The following is an 18700-nucleotide window of genomic DNA, read 5'->3' as shown; positions in this document are numbered from 1 at the left end:
CCCTCAGAACGGCCAGATCGGCATCTGTACCCCGAGGCCGACGATGAAGACCAAAGCGCCAAACGCTGTCAGCCCGGCAGTGAGCAAGATAACTTCGCGGAACCTTGAATCGCGATCAGCCATGCTGCCGACCAAAAGCAACCAGACGGAAGCCGCGACGAAACCCAAGAACTCAGCGACAAATGCGAATCCCACCACGGCGGCCAGGATGATCACCAGCGGCCACAGTCTCGGTTTATCGATGTCGACCCGTGCCCGGACCGTGCCGAACCCGCCAATCGCAACACCGATGATGATCAGGAGCCAGCACACTATTCTCGGGAGATAGCCTGGACCCATGGCGGACGCCGTGCCCATGGTCAGGTCGCGCCCGGCCCAGAGGCCGAGCGCACCAAATCCGATGAATAAAGCAGCGGTGAAGAGGTCCGGCCGGTCACCGGTTCCTCCAGCCTTGCGTGGAGCGGCCATCACTTCTGTTCCTTGGCCAGTTTCCAGATCGCGCCCAGACGTTCAGCTCTGACGGGAAGCTCCTTGTTCCACTCCTCAGAAGAGCGGTAGGAAAGGGCAAGCGACATCTGCTTCGCCTTTGCCTGGAATTCTGGATTGTCGAGAGCCTTCTTCACTGCGGCCGAGAACTTCGTCCGGATTTCTTCCGGCACGTCACAACCCATCGCGATACCGCGCTCAGAACTCATCAGGACTTCGAACCCCTGTTCTTTTGCGGTTGGAAGGTCGGGCGCGATGGAGGCCCGCTCTTCCGCGAACTGACCGAGATTCTTGAACGCGGAGTGGTCGCTGCCCACGAACTCCCCGACGTTGATGCCGATCGTATCGACGTGGCCACCAAGAAGAGCAGTGCGGGCTTCGTTCGCGCCGTTGAACGTAACGGCCGTCAGGTCGATGCCTGCGGACTTCTCCAACTGGAGCATGGCAAGATGCTCATCGGTTCCGAGGCCAGTCGTGCCGACAGTCACGGCCCCGGGGTTCTCCTTCGCATAGGCGACGAGGTCTTTCAGCGTGTTGAACTTGGAATTGGCCTGCACGATGAAGGAGCCGGGGTCTTCGACGATCCGCGCGACGACGCAGAGCTTCTTCGGATCGAAACGGACCTTGCGATCCATCTGCATCGTCAGATAGCCCGGGGTGTTGAGCGAGGAAACCGTGTAGCCATCGGGGCGAGCCTGGGTCATCGCAGTGTAGGCGATCTCACCGGAGGCACCCGGGCGGTTCAGAATGGTGATTTTGCCGCCCAACTCTTTCTCGACGAAAGGGGCAAGCGTCCGGTTCATCACATCGGTGCCACCGCCCGGAGCGAACGCCACGATGAACTCGATTGGACGGTCGGCAGGCCAGTCGGCATGTGCTACGCCAGCGCCGAAGAGCAGCGTCATCGCCAAAGCGGTGTTTCCGATCAGATGCTTCATCTTATCCTCCCAGGATAGTGTTGATTGGTGTTCCAGTGCCTTCATGACTGGCCGACGTTTCCCCTCCGGAGCGTCGGCCAGCATCGTTCAGTTCGTCGACGGTAGCTCGCATCCGGCCTTGACGAGGGCGTCGTTGAACCATGTCGGATTGTGCGTGCCCGCTTTGATATTCTCGATCTGCTTTTGCTCGGCGGCGTGCTTGGCGACCGTCCTTTCGTAGACCTCTGCGGCGTCGTCGATCGGGACAACGACAACGCCGTCCGCGTCGCCAACGATCAGGTCCCCCGGCATGATCACCATTCCGCCAATGGCGATCGGCGTGTTGATCTCGCCCGGTCCGTTTTTGTAGGGACCTCGATGGGTGACGCCTACTGCGAAGGAGGGGATGTTCATCTCGAGGAAGGCGTCCGCATCACGGATCGCACCGTTAAGAACGAAACCGACGACGCCACGGCGATGAGCGTAGTCGAGCATCATCTCGCCCATCAGGGCGTGTGTCACGTCGCCCCCGGCATCCATGACAATGACGTCGCCGTCCACGGCCATGTCCATCGCCTTGTGCAGCATGAGGTTGTCGCCCGGAGGAGCTTTGACGGTCAGTGCGCGGCCGACAAGTTTGCCATCGCGGTGCATCGGGCGAAGCTGGGCCCCGCCCGCATACATGCGGTGCATGCTGTCGCTGATGTTAGCGACTGGAAGCTCCTTGAACTTGTCGATCCATTCCTGATCGATGACCCTGTCCCTATTTCGAACCCTGAATCCTATGGTCAACGTCGTCTCCTTATGCTGTTGAATTTGTGACGTATCAGGCGGGCGTCTTGGCCAGTGCCCGGTGGTTAACGATCCTCTCGCGACCAAGGGGACGTCCTTCCACAATGGCGAAGATGCCTTCCACCGCGTCCACCCCCACGCGAACGTTGGCCTCTTGGGTTACGCCGCCGATATGCGGTGTGACGACGATCCGCTGGTTCTGCCAGAATGGATGGTTGTCCGCGGGCGGCTCCGTCTGGAACGTGTCCAGCCCGGCCCCGGCGATCTGTCCGCTCTCGACGGCGCGAAGGAGCGCTTCCTCGTCGATCAGGCCGCCCCGAGCGGTGTTGATGACAAATGAGCCCGACTTCATCATACCAAGGCGGCGATCATTCAGCAGGTTACGGGTCTCGGGAGTAAGGGGGCAATGGAGGCTGACAATATCGGAGGACGCGATAAGGTCGTCGACATCGGCTGCTCGGGCGACTCCTGCCTCGGCAAACGCCGCTTCGTCGGTAAATGGGTCGAACGCCTGCACCGTTAAGCCTAACCCCTTGGCAAAGAATGCGGTATGGCGAGCGATTGCTCCGAAGCCGACAAGGCCGATGGTCATGCCGGCGAGTTCCTTCCCAGAGAAGCCCGGCTTCTCCCAGCGTCCGGCGCGCAGGCTGCTGTCGAGTGGCACGATCCGCTTTACCACGGCAAAGAGCAGTGCAATCGCATGTTCAGCGACCGAAAGGGCATTCGCGCCGGCAGCGACGACAACGGGTATGTCGCGGCGCGACGCGGCGTCCACATCGATATTGTCGACGCCGACACCGTGCTTCGAAAGGACACGGAGCGAAGGCGCAGCCTCGATCGCCGCAGAACCGAACCGTCCCATGCGCACCACGACGCCCACGGGATCAAGTTCCGTCACGATGCGGACCAGATCGTCTTCGCTCGTGTAAGGGGGGACGTAAGACACCTGGTAGCCCTTGCTGGCAATCAGGCTCACGGCTTGTTCATTGATGGCTGGTCCAGTGACCAGGATGTTTCGGCTTCCCATGCGTACCTCGAACTGGAATGCGCGAGGACGCGGCGCTGCTTTCGCACCGTTTCACCATCCTCCCATACGCCAAAGTTCCTCCTGGCGTCTCCTGAAGAGAACGTAACATAAGAGAGCCTTGATTAAAGCGAATAATTCTGGCCAACATGAACAGGAAAACTTAATACGTGGGAGGTCGGTTTGGATACGCGGCAACTCAAAACCTTCATCGCGATAGCTGAGCACGGCACTTTTGCAAAGGCTGCCGAGGCCGTAGGTTTGACCCCATCCGCTGTCAGTCAGCAGATGCAAGCACTGGAATTGGAGGTCAGCGGAGAGCTGTTCGATCGCTCGACCAGGCCCATCACGCTTAACGGCCATGGTCTACAGATGCTCGAAGCAGCACGTACTCTGGTTCGTGGTGCAGACAACATCATTGACGCTATCTCCGGCAGAGCCGTGAGCGGCACGTTCACGATCGGCTCCGTTCGCTCAAGTGCTCTTTCGCTCCTGCCACTCTCAATCGTCGCCCTCAAGGCCGACTATCCCGATCTCAGGATAAAGCTCCAGGTCGCCAATACGGATGAATTGATGAACGATGTCATATCAGGCCGTCTGGATTGCGCGATGGTCGCCGAATATTCCGGAATTCCTTCAGCCTTAAGGTGGCACCCGTTTATCAATGAACCTCTTCTGGTCATCGGTCCTGACGGCACTCCACCCATGTCTGGCCTCGATATGCTTTCGACGCTGCCTTATGTCAGGTTCAACAGTAAATTCAGGCTCGCCCAGATTATCGAGACCGAGCTTGCAAAAACCGGCGTCGAGCCAAACTTGATAGCCGAGATCGACACGATTGCGTCGGTGGTCTCTTGCGTTATTCACGGTCTCGGCGTGTCCGTGGTTCCCTGGATCGCGTTGAGAGACATTGCAGCTCCGATCGTCTCGGTACCCTTTGGCGAACCGCAGATATTGCGGCCGATCGGGCTGCTGGAAAGGCGATCTGGTACGCGCACTGCCATCATCGATCGGCTGCATCAGCACTTGAGTAGGCTCAGCGCGCCCTACGGCGTAGCGCGTTGATTAAGGCTTTTGCGCCCATGACTGGATTCGGCTAACCGAAGAACGTCCGACTGTGATCAGATCGAGAGACTTTTCATTTGGTTCTCCGTAAAGTCCGCACAGCGGTGGACGGTTTCTATAGCCAGCTTTCTGTCGGGCGAAAAGGTCACCTCCGTCGACCGATCCTGCTTCCGCTTCGGTTGGGATGCGCCTCAAGCGCATCCAGAATTATTTTGGCCAGTATTTTTCGATGTAGCGGTTCATCTCCGACAGCATGAGCTTGCCCGAGTGATCAGCCTTATCTTCCCAAGCAAAAACACAGGCGGTCATGATCCCATTAAAACCGATCTCCGCCAGCGTTCCAAAGAAGTCGTCCCATGGAACCTCGCCTTGGCCGATATTGAGGTGCTGATGCACACGAGCCTGCGTGCCGGGCGGGTTCAGGATGTAGCGCAGGCCGGAGCTTGCCTTGTGATTGAACGTGTCGCCGACATGCACGTGAGCGAGAACATCCTTTGCCTCGCGCAGCATCGCCTTGGTATCATCGCCGAAGTAGAACGTGTGTGGCGCGCAATAGAGGAACTTCACATTCTTCGAGTTGACAGTCCGGATGATGTCTAGAGCTGGCTGCAGTGTCTCGCACCAGTCTTCAGGATGCGGCTCGATATTGAGCTGGATGTTTTCACGTTCAAACACCGGCACCAGCTCCTCGATCGAGCGCCACCAGGCGTCCTCGCAGGCCTCGATCATCGATCCCGTGTGGCAGCAATAGCAGCTTCCCTTGTCGGGATGCGGTCCACGGCCGAACTCGGAGTTCATCGTGTCTATTTCCATCTCGACGGCAATTTCGATAGCACGCTTCCAGTGCTTCACCGCCGCCTGGCGCTCCGTCTCATCATTCGAGGCCCAACGATACATTGGGAGAAGCGAAGCGATCTTGACGTTCTCGGCCGCCAGCGCTTTCTTGAACTCCTTAATGCGCTGCGGGAACACTCGCGGCGCCTTGAACCATTCGAGAAAATCGGCGCGCGGGCTCATCTCGATCCAGTCGTAGCCAAGCTCGCGCACCTTGCTCGGCAGTTCCTCAAGGCTCAAGTGACGATGCATGAACGGGTCTATTGCGATACGCATTTCTGCCTCCGGGCGAATATATGTCGAGGTTGCGCTTTCTGGCGCGGTCTTAGCGGTTGCGGGCCAGGAAGGTGTGGCCCGCAACCAGAGGCCGTCTACTTCGCGTAAGCTCCTTGGAGTAGTCGATCATGCCGCTGCATAGAACGGTCAGAAAGTTGTCGTCGAACAAGGCCATCGACGCACCGATGTTCTTGGCATGTGGGGTTCCCGCCATCAGGCCTCCCAATAGGCTGTCATAGTCAATTTGGATTCCCTGCTGCCCTCCTCCCTGATTAACAGCTCTACCTGAGGGAGGGTGCGACCGTCGTACCCTGTTACCCAATCACCGATAGTCGACCCAGAGTCCGCCGAGGTCGGCAGACCGCACGCAATTCTCTACCCAGCGCACCCCTTCCACACCTGCCTCGATGCCCGGATAACGGATGCTCGCCAAACGGCCTGCATCGTTTTCGTTGCGCGCTTCCATGGCAATGGCGAAGCGGTCGTAAAGGTTGGCCCAAGCCTCGAAAAGGCCTTCCGGATGGCCTGCACCGATACGATCGTCGGCAAGCGCCCTTGCATGCAAGTAGCCCATGCCACGCTCCAGGATACGCACCGGCTCGCCCTGCACCTCCAAGCGAAGCTGGTTCGGCTGCTCGTCCCACCACTCGATCGATGCCTTCGACCCGACGATGCGCACCTTTTGTCCGTGCATGGAACCCGCGTTGATGGCGCTCGACCACACGGTGCCGAAGGCGCCGTTGTCATATTCCATCAGGGTCATGGCGTTGTCTTCCAGCGGTGCGCGTGTCTTTACGAAGCTCTGGCGGGCGCAGAGAAGCCGCTTGATATGAAGATCAGGCAGGATGACCTCGGAGATATAAAGCGGATGCGTACCAATATCGCCGAGGACATAACTTGGGCCGGCGAATTTGGGATCGACGCGCCAGCGAGTCGCCGGATTTTGAAGCTCGACAGCCTCATTATGAAAGCCATGAGCAAATTGCAGGTTTACCAGACGGATTTCACCCAGTTCGCCGGCTGCAACGAGTTCGCGGGCGTGCTCGATCACTTGGTGGCCGCTGTAACCGTAAGTCACACCGACAATACGGCCACGCTCTGCGGCAATACGCTGAAGATCCTCGGCCTCGGCCACCGTGAAGCATAGCGGCTTTTCGCACACCACATGCAGCCCGCTTTCGAGCGCTGCCTTCGTGATCTCGTAATGGGTGTTGTTGGGTGTGGCGATCGACACTGCCTCGATGCCATCCGGACGCTTTGCTTCCTCCGCGAAGAGCATTCGCCAATCGGCGTAGCATCGCGAGGCCTCAAGACCCAGCTCGATGCCGAAGGCGCGGCCGCGTTCTGCATCGATATCGAAGGCGCCCGCGACGAGATCGAAGTAGCGATCGCGAAGCGCGGCACTGCGGTGAATATAGCCGATCTGACTGCCCCGGCCGCCACCAACCATTGCCCAGCGTAGCGGTCGTTTCGTCTGACGAGTTCCGTAAATCATGAGCTTTCCGTCCGGATTATTAGAAGCCGGCCGACTTGAGATAGTCGCGGCTGAGTTTCACATCGGCGAGGCTGCCGCCGGCGTTGCGCGGGTCACGCTCTTGTTCCACTGTGATGAAGCCTTCATAGCCAAGCTCATCGAGAAGCGCGCGGATGGCGGGATAATCGATGCAGCCGTTTCCAATCGGGCACATCACGCCTTGCCCGCAAGCTTCGAAGAAACGGATGTGTTCGCCCATCACGCGGTCGAAGACGGCCTTGTCGATGTCCTTGAAGTGGATGTAGTCGACCCGATCGGCGTACTTGCGCAGGGTCTCGACAGGGTCCATGCCGGCATACCAGGTGTGGCCCGTGTCGAGGCAGAAGCCGGCGACGTCCTGGGGGACGTCGGCGGCGAGACGGGCAATCTCGTCCTCGAATTCAATATAGCCGCCGGCATGCGGGTGAATGGTGGCGCGAACGCCATATTTGTCGCGGGCAAGATCGGAGATCGCCCGTATATTGTCCATCATGCCGGCCCACGCGGCGTCATCAAGCCGCGGCGCTCTGTCGGAATGACCCGCCGCATAATCCCGCTCGTCGTGTCCCCACTCCATCACGGTCAGATAGGGCGCCGAGAAGCGCTGGCCTGCAGATTTGGGCGGCCTTGGCAGGCGGGTGATCAACGAACAAATCTCGTCGGTCTGTTGCAGAAGGCTCTCGCGGTTTTGCAAAGCGACAAGGTCGTTGAAGATCGTTCCGGCCACGATATAGAGCCCTCGGCTCGTTAGGGCCGAAGAAACCAGGTCGATGTCCAAAGGCACGTAGCCATAAGGGCCAAGCTCCATTCCGCCGTACCCGGCCGCCTTGACCTCATCGAACACGAGCTCCCATGGAGGCAGGTCCGGATTGCGCACGTCATCGACGCCCCAGCAGCACGGTGCCGTGGTCACTGTAATACTCATGATGTTCTGGTCCTTCCCTAGTGCCGCTCACTCTGTGGGCGACCCTCCTCGACGCAGAGATGTAGCTTGAGATATACGGTTTACAAAGTTTGATTTTGATGGGATTCCATCAGAATGAGCATGGAGAGGCAGATGGTTGCGCGAAAGGTGAGCATTACGGATGTCGCGAAAGCAGCCGGTGTCTCGACTGCCACAGTCGATAGGGTTTTGAACAATCGCGGAGGGGTGCGCGCTGATAAAGAGGACCTCGTACTGGCCACGGCGCGTGCGCTTGGTATTGATCGGGCGTTAGACCGCACGCCCTCTCGTGCCCTGCGCGTCGCAGTCCTCATGCAGCCTCCGGTTAATCCATTTCATGCAGCGTTGAGAGAAGGCATTGATCTAGCTGGGAGAATGTACACAGCGCTGAATCTGCAATTCTTCGTCCACCACATTGATCCCGGGAAGCCCGCGGCTATTGCCGCGGCCGTCCGCGATTGTCGCTCATACGACGGTCTCGTCATCACGAGCCCAGACGATATTCGTGTGAGGGAAGCCGTAGCGGTGCTGTCCCACAAGATACCTGTAGTGACCTTGGCGACTGACCTCACGGACTGCGGACGCGCTGCCTATGTCGGACCAGACGATCGGCAAGCGGGCCGCGTAGCCGGAGACCTGATGGGGCTTTTCCTGCGGGAGGGCGGGCGGGTGATCGTGATCGCCGGGTCGCGCGACATCGCCGGCCACCGGGACAGAGAGGAGGGCTTTCGCGCAGTCCTGACCGAACGCTATCCGGAGTGTAGCCTTGCTGCGGTTCTTGAGACGGGGGAAAACCAAGAGGAAGCAGGGAGAGTGGTGGAGATTGCTTTCCGGGATGACCCCGGTCTGCGCGGCATATATCACCTATCCGCCGGTGCGGTGCCGATCGTGAGCACACTTCAACGCCTTGGTCGGATCGAAGATACGGCGGTCATTACCCACGAACTCACTCCTAACCGGCGTATGCTGCTAAAGTCCCGAAAGATCAACGCGGTTATCGATCAACGGCCACTTCTGGAGGCTCGGCTAGCAGTGGAAACTGTTGCAAAACTTCTCGGCCGACTGCCGGGAGAAGCAGTCTCTATCGCAACCGATATTCAGATCTTTCTCGCCGAAAATGCGTAGCGTTTGAGACACAAGGCGAACGAACTCCGGTGGGCTCGGCATCAGGTTCGCCCCCTGTGAGGCTCTTGAAAGGATTGTCAGCGAAACTATCAGCAAGGTGCTGCCGTATCAGAACCTAAGCGGCGAAGCCTTTCGTTCTGGGCCTCCAAGTCCCCCTGAAATGCAGGCAGGGTACGGTGTGGTTCGAACCTTGCATCTGGTATCGGGAACCGTCTGCTTCCGATCTGCTCAAGGACAGGCTCGCCTATTGCCCAGCAAGGAAGTCTGAGACAACCTCGTTGAATCGCTCAGGTGCCTCGATGAAGGCGAAATGCGCTCCGCCTTCCGCTTCTTCGAAGATCACAAGGCGAGACCCCTTGATCTGCCCATGGATCCATTCCTGCGAGCGTGGATTGACGTGGCTTACGCGCCCACCGATGACCAGTGTCGGGCGGTCGATGCGACTGAAGATATCGCGCCAGTCGATCGAACAATGGTCGACGAAGAGATTTGCGATATGAACGGCGTTGACGCGAAGGTTCTCCTGAAGCAGCCAGGCTTTCAGATCTGCCGGAATGCCCTTCGTGATCATGCCGTCCAGGAAAGCGCCGCGCGCCGTGGCGCCTTCGGCGCCCTTGATCTGATCTGCGATGGCGATCATGGTGGCTGCGTCAAACAGTGCACCGGAATTCAAGACATCCTCATTGCTCATGCCGGCCTGCCGCATGACGGTTGCTGGCTCGTCTATGAGAATCAGCTTGTCGATGAAGACTGTGCCGAAGATGTCTATCATCGCCCAGATAACCGAGGCGCCCATCGACCAGCCGAGCAACGTGGCCTTTTCGATCTTCTCGTGCTTCATCAGTTCCATGATGTCAGCCGCAAAGCGGAAGATGCGGAAACCGCGCGCAGCGTCCGGCGATTTCCCGTGCCCGCGAAAGTCGACGGCCAGCACACGGTTCGTTGGCGAGAAATGTTCGATCTGGTGCCGGAACATGGCGGCCGATTGCGACCAGCCCGGTAGCATGATCAGCGCGGGGCCTTGGCCCTCGTCCGTGTAAGTCAGGACTGCGCCGTCGGTTGTTGTAAAATTCTTCTGCATGTATGCTCCTCCCTTTTTTATACTTTGCAGCCGGCCTCCCTGACCTGCCGATTGTTTGTCCATCCTTCAATAGCGCATGAAGCCACCATCAACGTTCAATGTGACGCCCGTAATAAAGCTGGCCGAGTCCGAGGCCAGGAAACTGACTGCCCCGGCAATGTCCCGCGGTTCTCCAGGGCGTCCGACCGGTATGGTCGAGATGATCTGCTCTCTCTGCGCCACACTCAGTTTGGAGGTCAGCGCCGTGTCGGTTAGACCGGGGCAGATGGCATTGCATGTGACGCCCGAACGGCCAGCCTCTCGCGCTATCCCCTTGCTGAATGCAATGACAGCGCCCTTCGCCGCGGCGTAGCAGCTGTTACCAAACAAGCCGCCGCCCTGTTGCCCGGCGACGGATGCTATATTGATGATGCGCCCCCAACCGGAAACGGCCATGGCGGGTAGAAAGGCTTTTGTGAGAAGGAAAACTGCAGTGAGATCGATGGTCATGAGACGCTGGAACTCTTCCAATTCCACGTTCTCGATCGGGCCCGTCGACACGATACCGGCATTATTCACCAGAATGTCGATGCTCGAATGCCGCTGCCTGACCTCCTCGGCCATACGCAGGACGTCGCCTGGCTGACCGAGATCGACCGCAACGAAACTTGACGAGCCGCCGTTCCGCATGATGCGCGCGACACCAAACTCTGCAGCGGCAAGGTCGATGTCCGAAACAACGACATGGGCACCCTGCTGCGCAAGCCGCTCGGCGATGGCAAAGCCTATGCCTCGTGCAGCACCAGTTACCAGCGCGACGCGGCCGTTCAGTTCTCGTTGCATGCTTCCTCCGGCGGCGATAACATCACCAGCCCCTGTCTCCTCAGAGACTATGATTAGGATCGAGATCGACGGCGAGCAAACGACTTCTGGTTTCTCAACCGTTAAGCGGAGCTTCACGATGACACGTCTGAGCGCACCCTTGAGCGCCCTTGAGATTTTTGCTGAGGCGGGCCAGACGTGCTCGTTCCGCGTTGCCGCTGAACACTTGGCTCTCTCGACAAGCGCGGTGAGCCAGGCCATTCGAAAACTGGAAGAGCGCCTGGCTTGCCAATTGTTTCTGCGTGTCGGAAACAGGCTGCAACTGACGCTGGAAGGGGAGAACCTGCTGAAGCACGTGGCGAAGGGGTTCGATGAAATGCGTCTCGGGTTGCGGACGCTTACGGAAGCGCGCGACACGCCCATTTCCATCTCCAGCCCGCCAGGCCTTGCAAGCCAACTCCTAGCCGTCGTCGTGCAATCGCTTCTAGCTTCCAAGATCCGCGACATCAGGATCGTTGCGGACGAGGCACCCGACTTCAAACGCTTTCGGGACTTCGATGTCGCGATCGTCTATGGCGAGCCAGCGGCGAAAATTCACGATCTTGAGCCATTGGGGCCCGATGTTTTTACCCCCGTCTGCGCCCCAAGCCTGAAGGGACGCCTGGAGAATGTAAGCGATCTGGCCGACTGTGCGCTGATCGTCAACGAGACAAACGCCGTCACATGGAAAGACTGGCTGCAACTTAACGGGATTGCGACAGTCAATGTTAACTGGCTCAGATTCAATCGGGCGTCCCAGATCATACCCGCAGTCCTGTCCGGATTCGGCGTGGCTCTGGAGTCGCTCCGGGTCCTCGCGCCCCAGCTGGAAAGCGGCGAACTCATGCGCTGCAATCTTCCCGGGACAAAAGCGATCTCGCGCGACCTGACGTTCCTGCATGTCACCAATCGGCAAGATCGGATCGAGCGGGTGGCGACGGTGGCTGACCTCATCCGGGCTGAGTGCATGACGAATACGGACGGCTCGCGACGGGCGGCTTCGGGATGAGCAGGGGACAACACGAAGGTTCAAACAACGCCGAGCCGGCGTGCAAGGCGCAAATATTCTCAGCAGAAGAGCCTGATGCAGCAAATCAAGGACCGTCGGGCCGACGACCGCCCACACCTCACGATCCTCCACGACCAGCTTGATGAAGTGGAGGTCACGGGCGAGAAGCTGGTTCCCGGGATTGTCTGAAGAGGGCGGCGCAATCTCACTTTGCCGCGATAAACCAGCCAATCACTTGCTCTTTAATCAATCGACAACGTCTTTTCCACTGTTCGGGTAAAGAGGTCGCTGCTCTCTTCCTGGATACGCTCTGGTAGGCCTACTGCAGCGGCTTCGATGATAGTTTCTCTACTTGTGACATGAGTGGTTCCGGGGGAACGACCTGGCCAAATTCATAGAACACATTACGCTAAGCGTTCACCAACTCTGTGCGCTGTCGAGGGTGACGATGCGCGAGCATGTTCCAGCTTTCGTATAAGGTCAGCCACCGGTCGCTGACATATGGCGCGAAATCTGTGGAACCGGCGCCCGATCCAATACGAAGTCGTGCCCCTTCGGCTTGTGCTTGAGAGCATGTGCGATCGTCTCGAGCAACACATTGTTGTTATCAGATGCGCGTATGGCCTCCTTCAGATCCGCCGCATCGTTCTGGCCGAGACAGGTATGAAGCACGCCGGCGGCAGTCACACGCACACGATTACAGTTCTCGCAGAAATTATGCGTCATCGGCGTGATGAAACCGATGACGCCTCCGGTTTCGTCGACCCTTGCATAGCGCGCCGGTCCGCCGGTACGCAGGCCGATATCGGTCAGCGACCAGCGAGCCTCTATCTGGCGACGCAAGCGGTCCAGCGGCAGTTACTGATCGAGCCGATCCTCACCCGTTTCTCCAAGAGGCATGGTCTCAATCAGCGTCAGGCTCATGCCGCGCGTGTGAGCGAAGGAGATCAGGTCGTCGATCTCGTCTTCCGTGCTCCCACGCAGCGCAACCGCATTGATCTTGATCGCCAGCCCCGCATCCTGCGCAGCATCGATCCCTTCAAGCACGGTTGCCAGAGAACCGCCCCGGGTCAAAGCCGAGAAACGATGCGGAAGTCGTGCAGTCGACGGATACGAACCGGCGCGCCTGCGGCTTTTTAGATTTTATGGGTACAACTCGACGTATATCGCTGGCGAGGCCGTACTTGCCTTAAGCTCGGAGCGCCCGCGACCGCGCGAAATTTTACATTGGTGGATTTGAATATCCGACTGCGGACGTATTGGAATAGAGATCAGGCGTAGATTTCATCACCAAATGGTGCTATCTATAACACCATAATCAGGAAACCAACAATGCGATCGACTATCAATCTCGACGACACGCTCATGGAAAGGGCTAGGTCCCTAACCGGCACGAAAGAAACCGCCACTCTGGTCCGCCAAGCGTTGGAGACGCTTGTCCGTGTGGAGTCGGGAAAACGCCTCATCGCTCTCGGCGGAACTATGCCGGACGCGGAGGCAGCCCCACGCCGCCGGAGCGCAGCCGCCAAGTGATACTTGCCGACACTTCCATCTGGATCGATCATTTCCGGCATGCCGATTCAGAGCTGCGTAAGATTATTGAGGACGACCGTCTTTTATGCCATCCAGCCGTAATCGGAGAGCTTGCACTTGGCAGTCTTCGGGATCGCAGCAGCGTGATAGCTTTCCTGACGGCCCAGCGCGAAGCGCTCGTCGCGACGCACGACGAAGTCATGATGATGATTGATCGCCACGCCATTTTCAGTATGGGCATTGGCTACACCGATGCACACTTGATGGCCTCGGTTCTCCTCGATCAGCGAGCGGCCTTATGGACCAGAGACAAGCGTCTGCGGGCAGCGGCCGAAAAAGCGGGGGCGTCACTTTACACCCCTGCCAATGCGCGAAACTAAATGCTCTATCGAAGCGCTCATGCTGGTCGAGAGCCGCCTGACCGCAGAGTTTTATCGATATATTATGCGATCTTCCTAGCCTAAGACGGACTTTGTTGCATCGATCCTGGATTTGCTGATATCAGGCGGCCGTTTTGTTCCCGGGGTGCCTTTGATGCCGCATAAGTTCAATGCCGACCGGCGGTGCAAGATAGCCAAGCAGAAATTTCAGGTGACGAATTGGGCGCAGTATAATGAAAGCCTGCGTCAATGTGGTGATGTGACCGTGTGGGTGAGTGATGAGGCGCTTTGCTTGTGGTCTGCGTCGCGCGGGTATCTCGGGGCAGCCAGCCGAAATACTCGGATCTGGCGATTACGCTGTGCTTGACCCTGCGCGTCGTCTACGGGCTGGCGCTGCGCCAGACCAAAGGTCTGATGCGCAGTGTCGCGGCGCTGATGGAGTTTGATATTGCCGTGCCTGACTTCTCCACCCTTTCACGCCGGAGCAAAGGGCTGGCGTTGCCGTCGACAAAGTTCCGAACCAAAACATCAGGTCCGGTCCATCTGGTGGTCGAAAGTTGTGCCCGATCGGGTTTGATGACGACGTTGGCGCTTCCGAATGCTAATCACAGGATATGAGGAACTTTTCGAACCGCACGAACTGCTCATGCGGCCACGGTGTTAGCGTTGGTCGCCTTGAATAGATACGAACCCCTGACCCAACTAATTTTGCAGTATCCCGGTCCGATGCTTGTTTTACGAGTCAGGCCGCTGGCGATGAGAACAACCGACCAAGACCTCGCATTGGCTGGTCATATCCCGCAAGCCGCAGCATATGCCAGGCGAGCGCATGGTTGCTGGATGTCACCGGCTTGCGGAGCTTCGCCTCGACCTGCGCTACGATGCGCGTAACGCGCATGCTGGTGCAGGAGACAAACAAAGCATCGCATTCATCCGAGCTTCCCAGCTCGAGAATGGCGCGCTCGATCGAAGCCGGTGTGATCCGCGCCACACGATTGTCGTCTGGCTCATGAAACGAGCCCATGACCGGAATATCCATGCCCCTCGCCATCAGCGAGGCACGCAGGGAGTGGTTGATTTCCGGCATATAGGGGGTGAGCAGGGCTATGCGCCGGGCGCCAAGCGCTTCCATCGCAGCGCGGGCGGCGGTGACCGGATTGGTCACCTTCACGCCCGGCAGAACCTCGTGGACACGCTCGGTGATGCGCTCCTCGCCGATGACGAGGGAGCCGGACGTGCAGGCGAATCCGATCACGTCGAATGCCACATCCGGAAGCAGGCCGACCGTGCCGGGGATCTCGTCCGACATTTTCATCAGGTTTGCCGGCGTGATCTCGACATCGCTGTAGAGCCGCGCCTCGTAGAGCGCCACCTCCGACGACGGCAGCGCAAAGCGAAATTCATCCTCGATCGTCTGGTCTGTTCGAAGTACCAGAAGACCGAGATTGGCAAGCGTGCCGATGCCGTCATCGATGTCGAAAAGCAGACCTTCCCTGTTGACGACGAGCGGGGCTTTGTCCTGAGCTGAATAGATCGTCATGGTGATATCTCCGCTATGCGTGAAGGATTAATGGCTATCGCCGCCGAGATAGAGCGAACGCATCGCCGAGTTGGCGAGAAGATCCGCGGCCGCGCCTTGCATCGCTACGTTGCCGAGCGACAGCACATAGGCAGTGTCGGACACATGCAGCGCCTCGAAGGCGTTCTGCTCGACCATCAGGATCGAAGGACCGTCGCGGCGGCGGACATCCGCGATCGCCTCGAAGACATCGTGCATCATCTTCGGAGAAAGGCCGGCCGAGGGTTCGTCGAGCAAGAGGATCGACGGTTCCGAAATCAGCGCGCGAGCCAGCGAGAGCAGCTGCCGCTCGCCGCCCGATAGGGCCGATGCACGTCTGTTCTTCTTGGCAGCCAGGCTCGGATATTGGCCAAGAAGCGCATCGAACCGACGATCGCGGTCTCGTTTCTCCATCAGCCGGCCGCCAAGCAGGATGTTTTCCGCCACCGTCATGGTGGCGAAAACATTGTCCGTCTGCGGCACAAAACCGACCCGATGGTGGCGCGCCTTTTGGTAGGTCGGCACGTCGGTGACGGCCTCGCCGGACATGCGGATATTGCCCGCCCGCGGCCGGACGAAACCGGCAATGCACTTTAGAAGCGTCGATTTTCCGCAGCCGTTGGGCCCCAGAATAGTGACGATCCTGCCCGGCTCCGCCTTCAATGAAATGCCGTTGAGAATATCCGGCCCATCGCCGTAACCGGCCCGCACATCGGTGACTTCGATCATGCCATCGCCCTCTTCTGTCTGGCATTGCCGAGATAGGCCTCGACGACCTGCTCGTTGGAGGTGAGTTCCGACGGCCTGCAGTCGGCGATCACCGAACCGCGATCCATCACTACGCAGCGACTGCAGAGTTCGCGGATGAAGTGCATGTCGTGTTCAACGATCAAAAGCGTGATGCCGGCTGCATTGATGCGCCGCAAAAGCCCGACCATGTGATGGCGCAGATCGGGATGCACGCCGGCAGTCGGCTCGTCGAGGCAGATCATCTGCGGTGAGGTGCGCAGGGCAAGCGCAACCGACAGCAGCTTCTTCTGTCCGCCGGACAGGGAGGCGGCCGGGAGATGGCGGACATGCGACAGTGCAAGGTCTTGCAGCAGCCCGTCGATTTCCGCGCGGTCATTCTTCTCCCGCGTGAACAGGCTCTGAAACCCGGCTTTGCGCGCCGCACCGCCATAGAGCAGTTCGGCAACCGTCATCCTGCACGGCATGGATGGCAGCTGGAAAGTGCGTACCAGCCCCTTTCGCGCGATCCGGTCCATGCTGCGGGCGGTAATATCTTCGCCGTTGAAGACTACGGCTCCGGCATCGGGAGCAAATACCCCGGACACGAGATTGAGTATGGTCGACTTTCCGCAGCCATTCGGCCCGAGCAGCCCGACGATCTCTCCCTGCCCGATCCGGAAACCGACATTCGCCAGGACCTGATTGGCACCGAAGGATTTGCCCACACCTTCGAGCGTAAGCACCGGATCAGACATAACGGCGCCCTCCCACACGTTCCGGGACGATGCCCGACTGCCGAAACAGAATGAAGGCAGTCAATCCGCCGCCGGTCAGAAACAGCCGGCCGGCTGCGACATATTCGGTCGGCAGGCCGATCCAGTCCTTGACGAAGGGAATGAAGGCGAAGGTGAATTGCAGCAGGAATGCACCGACAATGGCGCCGGCATTGTTGCCAAGACCGCCGACCACGATCATCGCCCAGATCAGAAAGGTCTCCGAACTGTCGATCTGTTCCGGCCCGACGAAGCTGACGTAATGGGCAAACAGAAAACCGGATACCGCTGCCAGCACGCTGGATGCGGCCATCAACTGGCGCTTAAGGGCGATCGTATCGTAACCAAGCGAGGCGGCAAGCTGCGGTTCCTCGCGCATCATCCGGATCGACAGGCCGTAACGGCCGCCGGTCAGATGGCGGCACAGCAACCCGGCGGCAAGCACGAGCGCCAAAACCATGACGAGGACGGCGATCTGGCGCGTCTGGCCGTCCAGACCGGGATAGAGCGGGGGAATGCCGCCAATACCCTGCGCACCACCGGTCAACCAGTCCTCGTTGGTTGCGACGATACGGATGACCTCGGCCAGCGCCAGCGTGACAATGCCCCAATAGTCTGCCTGGAGGTTGCGGCCGACGCTCGCAAAGGTCCAGCCCAGGAGACCTGCCGCGACCATGGCAAGAACGAAGCCGGAATTTGCGCCAAGGTCGAAATGGAAGGCGATGGCCGCCCCATATGTGCCGCAGGCAAACAGCGCGATCTGGCCGAAATTCATCAGGCCGCCGAAACCGGCCTGAAGGTTGAGGCTTAATGCGAGCAGTGCGTAAAAGCCGGACATGATGGTGACGTGGATTATGAAATCAGACACGCTTGACCTCGCTGACGAACAGACCGCGCGGACGCCACAGAAGCGCTGCGACCAGAAGAAGGAAGGAGATCGCGCTGGCATAGGCGACCGGCAGGAAGGCGACGACCTCTCCCATCAGCGGACCGAAATTGACGGCCGTCACGACCGTTTCAGCCGCGGAGATCAGCAACGCGCCGGCAATGGCGCCGAACGGGTTGCCGAGCCCGCCGAGAATGGCGGAGGCAAACACCGGCAGCAGCAGGTCCATGCCGACCTGGATGTCGACTTCGCCCTTCAGCGCGATCGCCACGCCGCCGAGCGCCGCCATCACTCCGCTGATCAGCACGATGATGGTCTTCATCCGGCCGGTATTGATACCGGTGGCATCGGCAAGCACTTCATTCGTTGATGTCGCGCGCATGCAGCGTCCGAGATCGGTGCGGAAATAGAGAAACGCGAATACCCCGATCGTGGCCGCAACAATGGCGAAGCCGAGAAGCTGCGGTTCGGTGATGCGGGCATCGAGGATGCGGATGGGACGTGAGACCGGCAGCGCAAATCGGCTGGGGCTCGGGCCGACGGTGACGAGGAAGATGGCCGAGAAGACCATGCTGACCGCCAGCGATCCGATCATCGCCGTTGACGAGCCGATTTTCAGCATCCGGTTGAACAGGAATTCGTTGAGAACGACCGCAAGCAGGCCTGTCAGGACGACTGCAAAGATGATCGCCACGCCGACCGGCACGCCTGCCTTCTGCAGCGCGATCGCCAGGACACCGCCGGTCGCGGCATACTGGACGAGCGCGATATTGGGAAACTTCATCAGCGAGTAGACGGCACTCATGCCGATCGCCACGAGCATGAGGTCGCAGGCGCGCATCAACACGTCGGCAAGAAATTGAAACATGATTTTCGTCCGGTTCAATCAGCGGATATCGGAGCGCCGGCTTCCTGTGGGTCTCCCCGCGGGACGCC

General features: G+C 59.1%; 20 protein-coding genes and 2 pseudogenes. 6 read left to right on the top strand and 16 right to left on the bottom strand.

Features of this window, described 5'->3' with window-relative positions; genetic code table 11:
* Window positions 1–3 precede the first annotated feature (3 nt).
* From ACR9ZQ_RS01400 to ACR9ZQ_RS01385, 4 genes are all read right to left on the bottom strand, one after another.
* Window positions 4–468 (bottom strand): tripartite tricarboxylate transporter TctB family protein, encoded by a 465-nt coding sequence (locus ACR9ZQ_RS01400; RefSeq protein WP_481426648.1) that lies wholly within the window; start codon window positions 466–468, stop codon window positions 4–6.
* Complete coding sequence (locus tag ACR9ZQ_RS01395; RefSeq protein ID WP_113319462.1) at window positions 468–1424, bottom strand: Bug family tripartite tricarboxylate transporter substrate binding protein; 957 nt, start codon at window positions 1422–1424, stop codon at window positions 468–470. Before ACR9ZQ_RS01395 ends, ACR9ZQ_RS01400 begins: the two co-directional genes overlap by 1 nt.
* Before the next feature lie 87 nt (window positions 1425–1511).
* Entirely contained in the window at window positions 1512–2195 is a 684-nt protein-coding gene (locus tag ACR9ZQ_RS01390) for an RraA family protein (protein WP_310389939.1), read from the bottom strand.
* Between the two features lie 34 nt (window positions 2196–2229).
* Window positions 2230–3222 carry a hydroxyacid dehydrogenase gene (locus tag ACR9ZQ_RS01385; protein WP_481426647.1) on the bottom strand — a complete coding sequence of 331 codons (993 nt, stop codon included), beginning with the start codon at window positions 3220–3222 and terminating at the stop codon, window positions 2230–2232.
* Window positions 3223–3402: 180 nt separating this feature from the next.
* On the opposite strand from ACR9ZQ_RS01385, the gene ACR9ZQ_RS01380 reads away from it, so the two are divergent.
* Window positions 3403–4284, top strand: coding sequence for a LysR family transcriptional regulator (locus ACR9ZQ_RS01380; protein ID WP_481426646.1), 882 nt, complete (start codon window positions 3403–3405; stop codon window positions 4282–4284).
* Window positions 4285–4491: 207 nt separating this feature from the next.
* Here ACR9ZQ_RS01380 and ACR9ZQ_RS01375 read toward each other — a convergent pair whose 3' ends face one another.
* The 4 genes and pseudogenes from ACR9ZQ_RS01375 to ACR9ZQ_RS01360 all read right to left on the bottom strand — a co-directional run bounded on the left by ACR9ZQ_RS01375 (window position 4492) and on the right by ACR9ZQ_RS01360 (window position 7832).
* Window positions 4492–5394 (bottom strand): sugar phosphate isomerase/epimerase family protein, encoded by a 903-nt coding sequence (locus ACR9ZQ_RS01375; RefSeq protein ID WP_113319459.1) that lies wholly within the window; start codon window positions 5392–5394, stop codon window positions 4492–4494.
* A gap of 106 nt (window positions 5395–5500) precedes the next feature.
* Window positions 5501–5608 (bottom strand): annotated as a pseudogene (locus ACR9ZQ_RS01370) (rhizopine-binding protein); the annotation flags it as partial.
* A 108-nt stretch (window positions 5609–5716) separates the two neighbouring features.
* A complete protein-coding gene (locus ACR9ZQ_RS01365) occupies window positions 5717–6889 on the bottom strand; it encodes a Gfo/Idh/MocA family protein (protein ID WP_310389945.1) in 1173 nt (390 codons plus the stop codon).
* A gap of 19 nt (window positions 6890–6908) precedes the next feature.
* The gene (locus ACR9ZQ_RS01360; protein WP_481426645.1) at window positions 6909–7832 is read right to left on the bottom strand and encodes a TIM barrel protein; all 924 of its coding nucleotides are present in this window, start codon (window positions 7830–7832) and stop codon (window positions 6909–6911) included.
* 132 nt (window positions 7833–7964) lie between these two features.
* Between ACR9ZQ_RS01360 and ACR9ZQ_RS01355 the strand changes: the two genes are divergently transcribed.
* On the top strand, window positions 7965–8975 hold the full coding sequence (locus tag ACR9ZQ_RS01355; protein WP_310389949.1) for a LacI family DNA-binding transcriptional regulator: 1011 nt from the start codon (window positions 7965–7967) through the stop codon (window positions 8973–8975).
* A 244-nt stretch (window positions 8976–9219) separates the two neighbouring features.
* Here ACR9ZQ_RS01355 and ACR9ZQ_RS01350 read toward each other — a convergent pair whose 3' ends face one another.
* Together ACR9ZQ_RS01350 and ACR9ZQ_RS01345 are read right to left on the bottom strand one after the other, a co-directional pair.
* Window positions 9220–10056, bottom strand: a complete 837-nt coding sequence (locus ACR9ZQ_RS01350; protein ID WP_481426644.1) for an alpha/beta fold hydrolase — start codon at window positions 10054–10056, stop codon at window positions 9220–9222.
* A gap of 66 nt (window positions 10057–10122) precedes the next feature.
* Window positions 10123–10995, bottom strand: a complete 873-nt coding sequence (locus tag ACR9ZQ_RS01345) for an SDR family NAD(P)-dependent oxidoreductase (RefSeq protein ID WP_481426643.1) — start codon at window positions 10993–10995, stop codon at window positions 10123–10125.
* Window position 10996: 1 nt separating this feature from the next.
* On the opposite strand from ACR9ZQ_RS01345, the gene ACR9ZQ_RS01340 reads away from it, so the two are divergent.
* Entirely contained in the window at window positions 10997–11905 is a 909-nt protein-coding gene (locus ACR9ZQ_RS01340) for a LysR family transcriptional regulator (RefSeq protein WP_310389956.1), read from the top strand.
* Between the two features lie 480 nt (window positions 11906–12385).
* On the opposite strand, the pseudogene ACR9ZQ_RS01335 reads toward ACR9ZQ_RS01340, so the two are convergent.
* Window positions 12386–12997 (bottom strand): annotated as a pseudogene (locus ACR9ZQ_RS01335) (GTP 3',8-cyclase MoaA); the annotation flags it as partial.
* 240 nt (window positions 12998–13237) lie between these two features.
* On the opposite strand from ACR9ZQ_RS01335, the gene ACR9ZQ_RS01330 reads away from it, so the two are divergent.
* The 3 genes from ACR9ZQ_RS01330 (at window position 13238) to ACR9ZQ_RS01320 (ending at window position 14436) form a co-directional block, all read left to right on the top strand.
* A complete protein-coding gene (locus ACR9ZQ_RS01330; RefSeq protein WP_016736583.1) occupies window positions 13238–13438 on the top strand; it encodes a type II toxin-antitoxin system VapB family antitoxin in 201 nt (66 codons plus the stop codon).
* A complete protein-coding gene (locus ACR9ZQ_RS01325) occupies window positions 13435–13818 on the top strand; it encodes a type II toxin-antitoxin system VapC family toxin (protein WP_310389972.1) in 384 nt (127 codons plus the stop codon). Before ACR9ZQ_RS01330 ends, ACR9ZQ_RS01325 begins: the two co-directional genes overlap by 4 nt.
* A gap of 294 nt (window positions 13819–14112) precedes the next feature.
* Window positions 14113–14436 (top strand): transposase, encoded by a 324-nt coding sequence (locus tag ACR9ZQ_RS01320; protein ID WP_481427264.1) that lies wholly within the window; start codon window positions 14113–14115, stop codon window positions 14434–14436.
* Window positions 14437–14560: 124 nt separating this feature from the next.
* Here ACR9ZQ_RS01320 and ACR9ZQ_RS01315 read toward each other — a convergent pair whose 3' ends face one another.
* The 5 genes from ACR9ZQ_RS01315 to ACR9ZQ_RS01295 are packed head-to-tail and all read right to left on the bottom strand — an operon-like array spanning window position 14561 to window position 18632.
* Window positions 14561–15358: a maleate cis-trans isomerase family protein gene (locus ACR9ZQ_RS01315; RefSeq protein ID WP_481426642.1), complete on the bottom strand. Its 798-nt coding sequence runs from the start codon at window positions 15356–15358 to the stop codon at window positions 14561–14563.
* A gap of 27 nt (window positions 15359–15385) precedes the next feature.
* Complete coding sequence (locus ACR9ZQ_RS01310) at window positions 15386–16105, bottom strand: ABC transporter ATP-binding protein (protein ID WP_481426641.1); 720 nt, start codon at window positions 16103–16105, stop codon at window positions 15386–15388.
* A complete protein-coding gene (locus tag ACR9ZQ_RS01305; RefSeq protein ID WP_481426640.1) occupies window positions 16102–16860 on the bottom strand; it encodes an ABC transporter ATP-binding protein in 759 nt (252 codons plus the stop codon). Before ACR9ZQ_RS01305 ends, ACR9ZQ_RS01310 begins: the two co-directional genes overlap by 4 nt.
* A complete protein-coding gene (locus ACR9ZQ_RS01300) occupies window positions 16853–17746 on the bottom strand; it encodes a branched-chain amino acid ABC transporter permease (RefSeq protein WP_481426639.1) in 894 nt (297 codons plus the stop codon). Before ACR9ZQ_RS01300 ends, ACR9ZQ_RS01305 begins: the two co-directional genes overlap by 8 nt.
* Window positions 17739–18632: a branched-chain amino acid ABC transporter permease gene (locus tag ACR9ZQ_RS01295; protein ID WP_481426638.1), complete on the bottom strand. Its 894-nt coding sequence runs from the start codon at window positions 18630–18632 to the stop codon at window positions 17739–17741. The genes ACR9ZQ_RS01300 and ACR9ZQ_RS01295 overlap by 8 nt, the downstream gene beginning before the upstream one ends.
* Between the last annotated feature and the right edge of the window lie 68 nt (window positions 18633–18700).

This window comes from Rhizobium sp. KNZ14-9A, from assembly GCF_056755015.1.
This window is presented reverse-complemented; position numbering and strand designations above follow the sequence as displayed.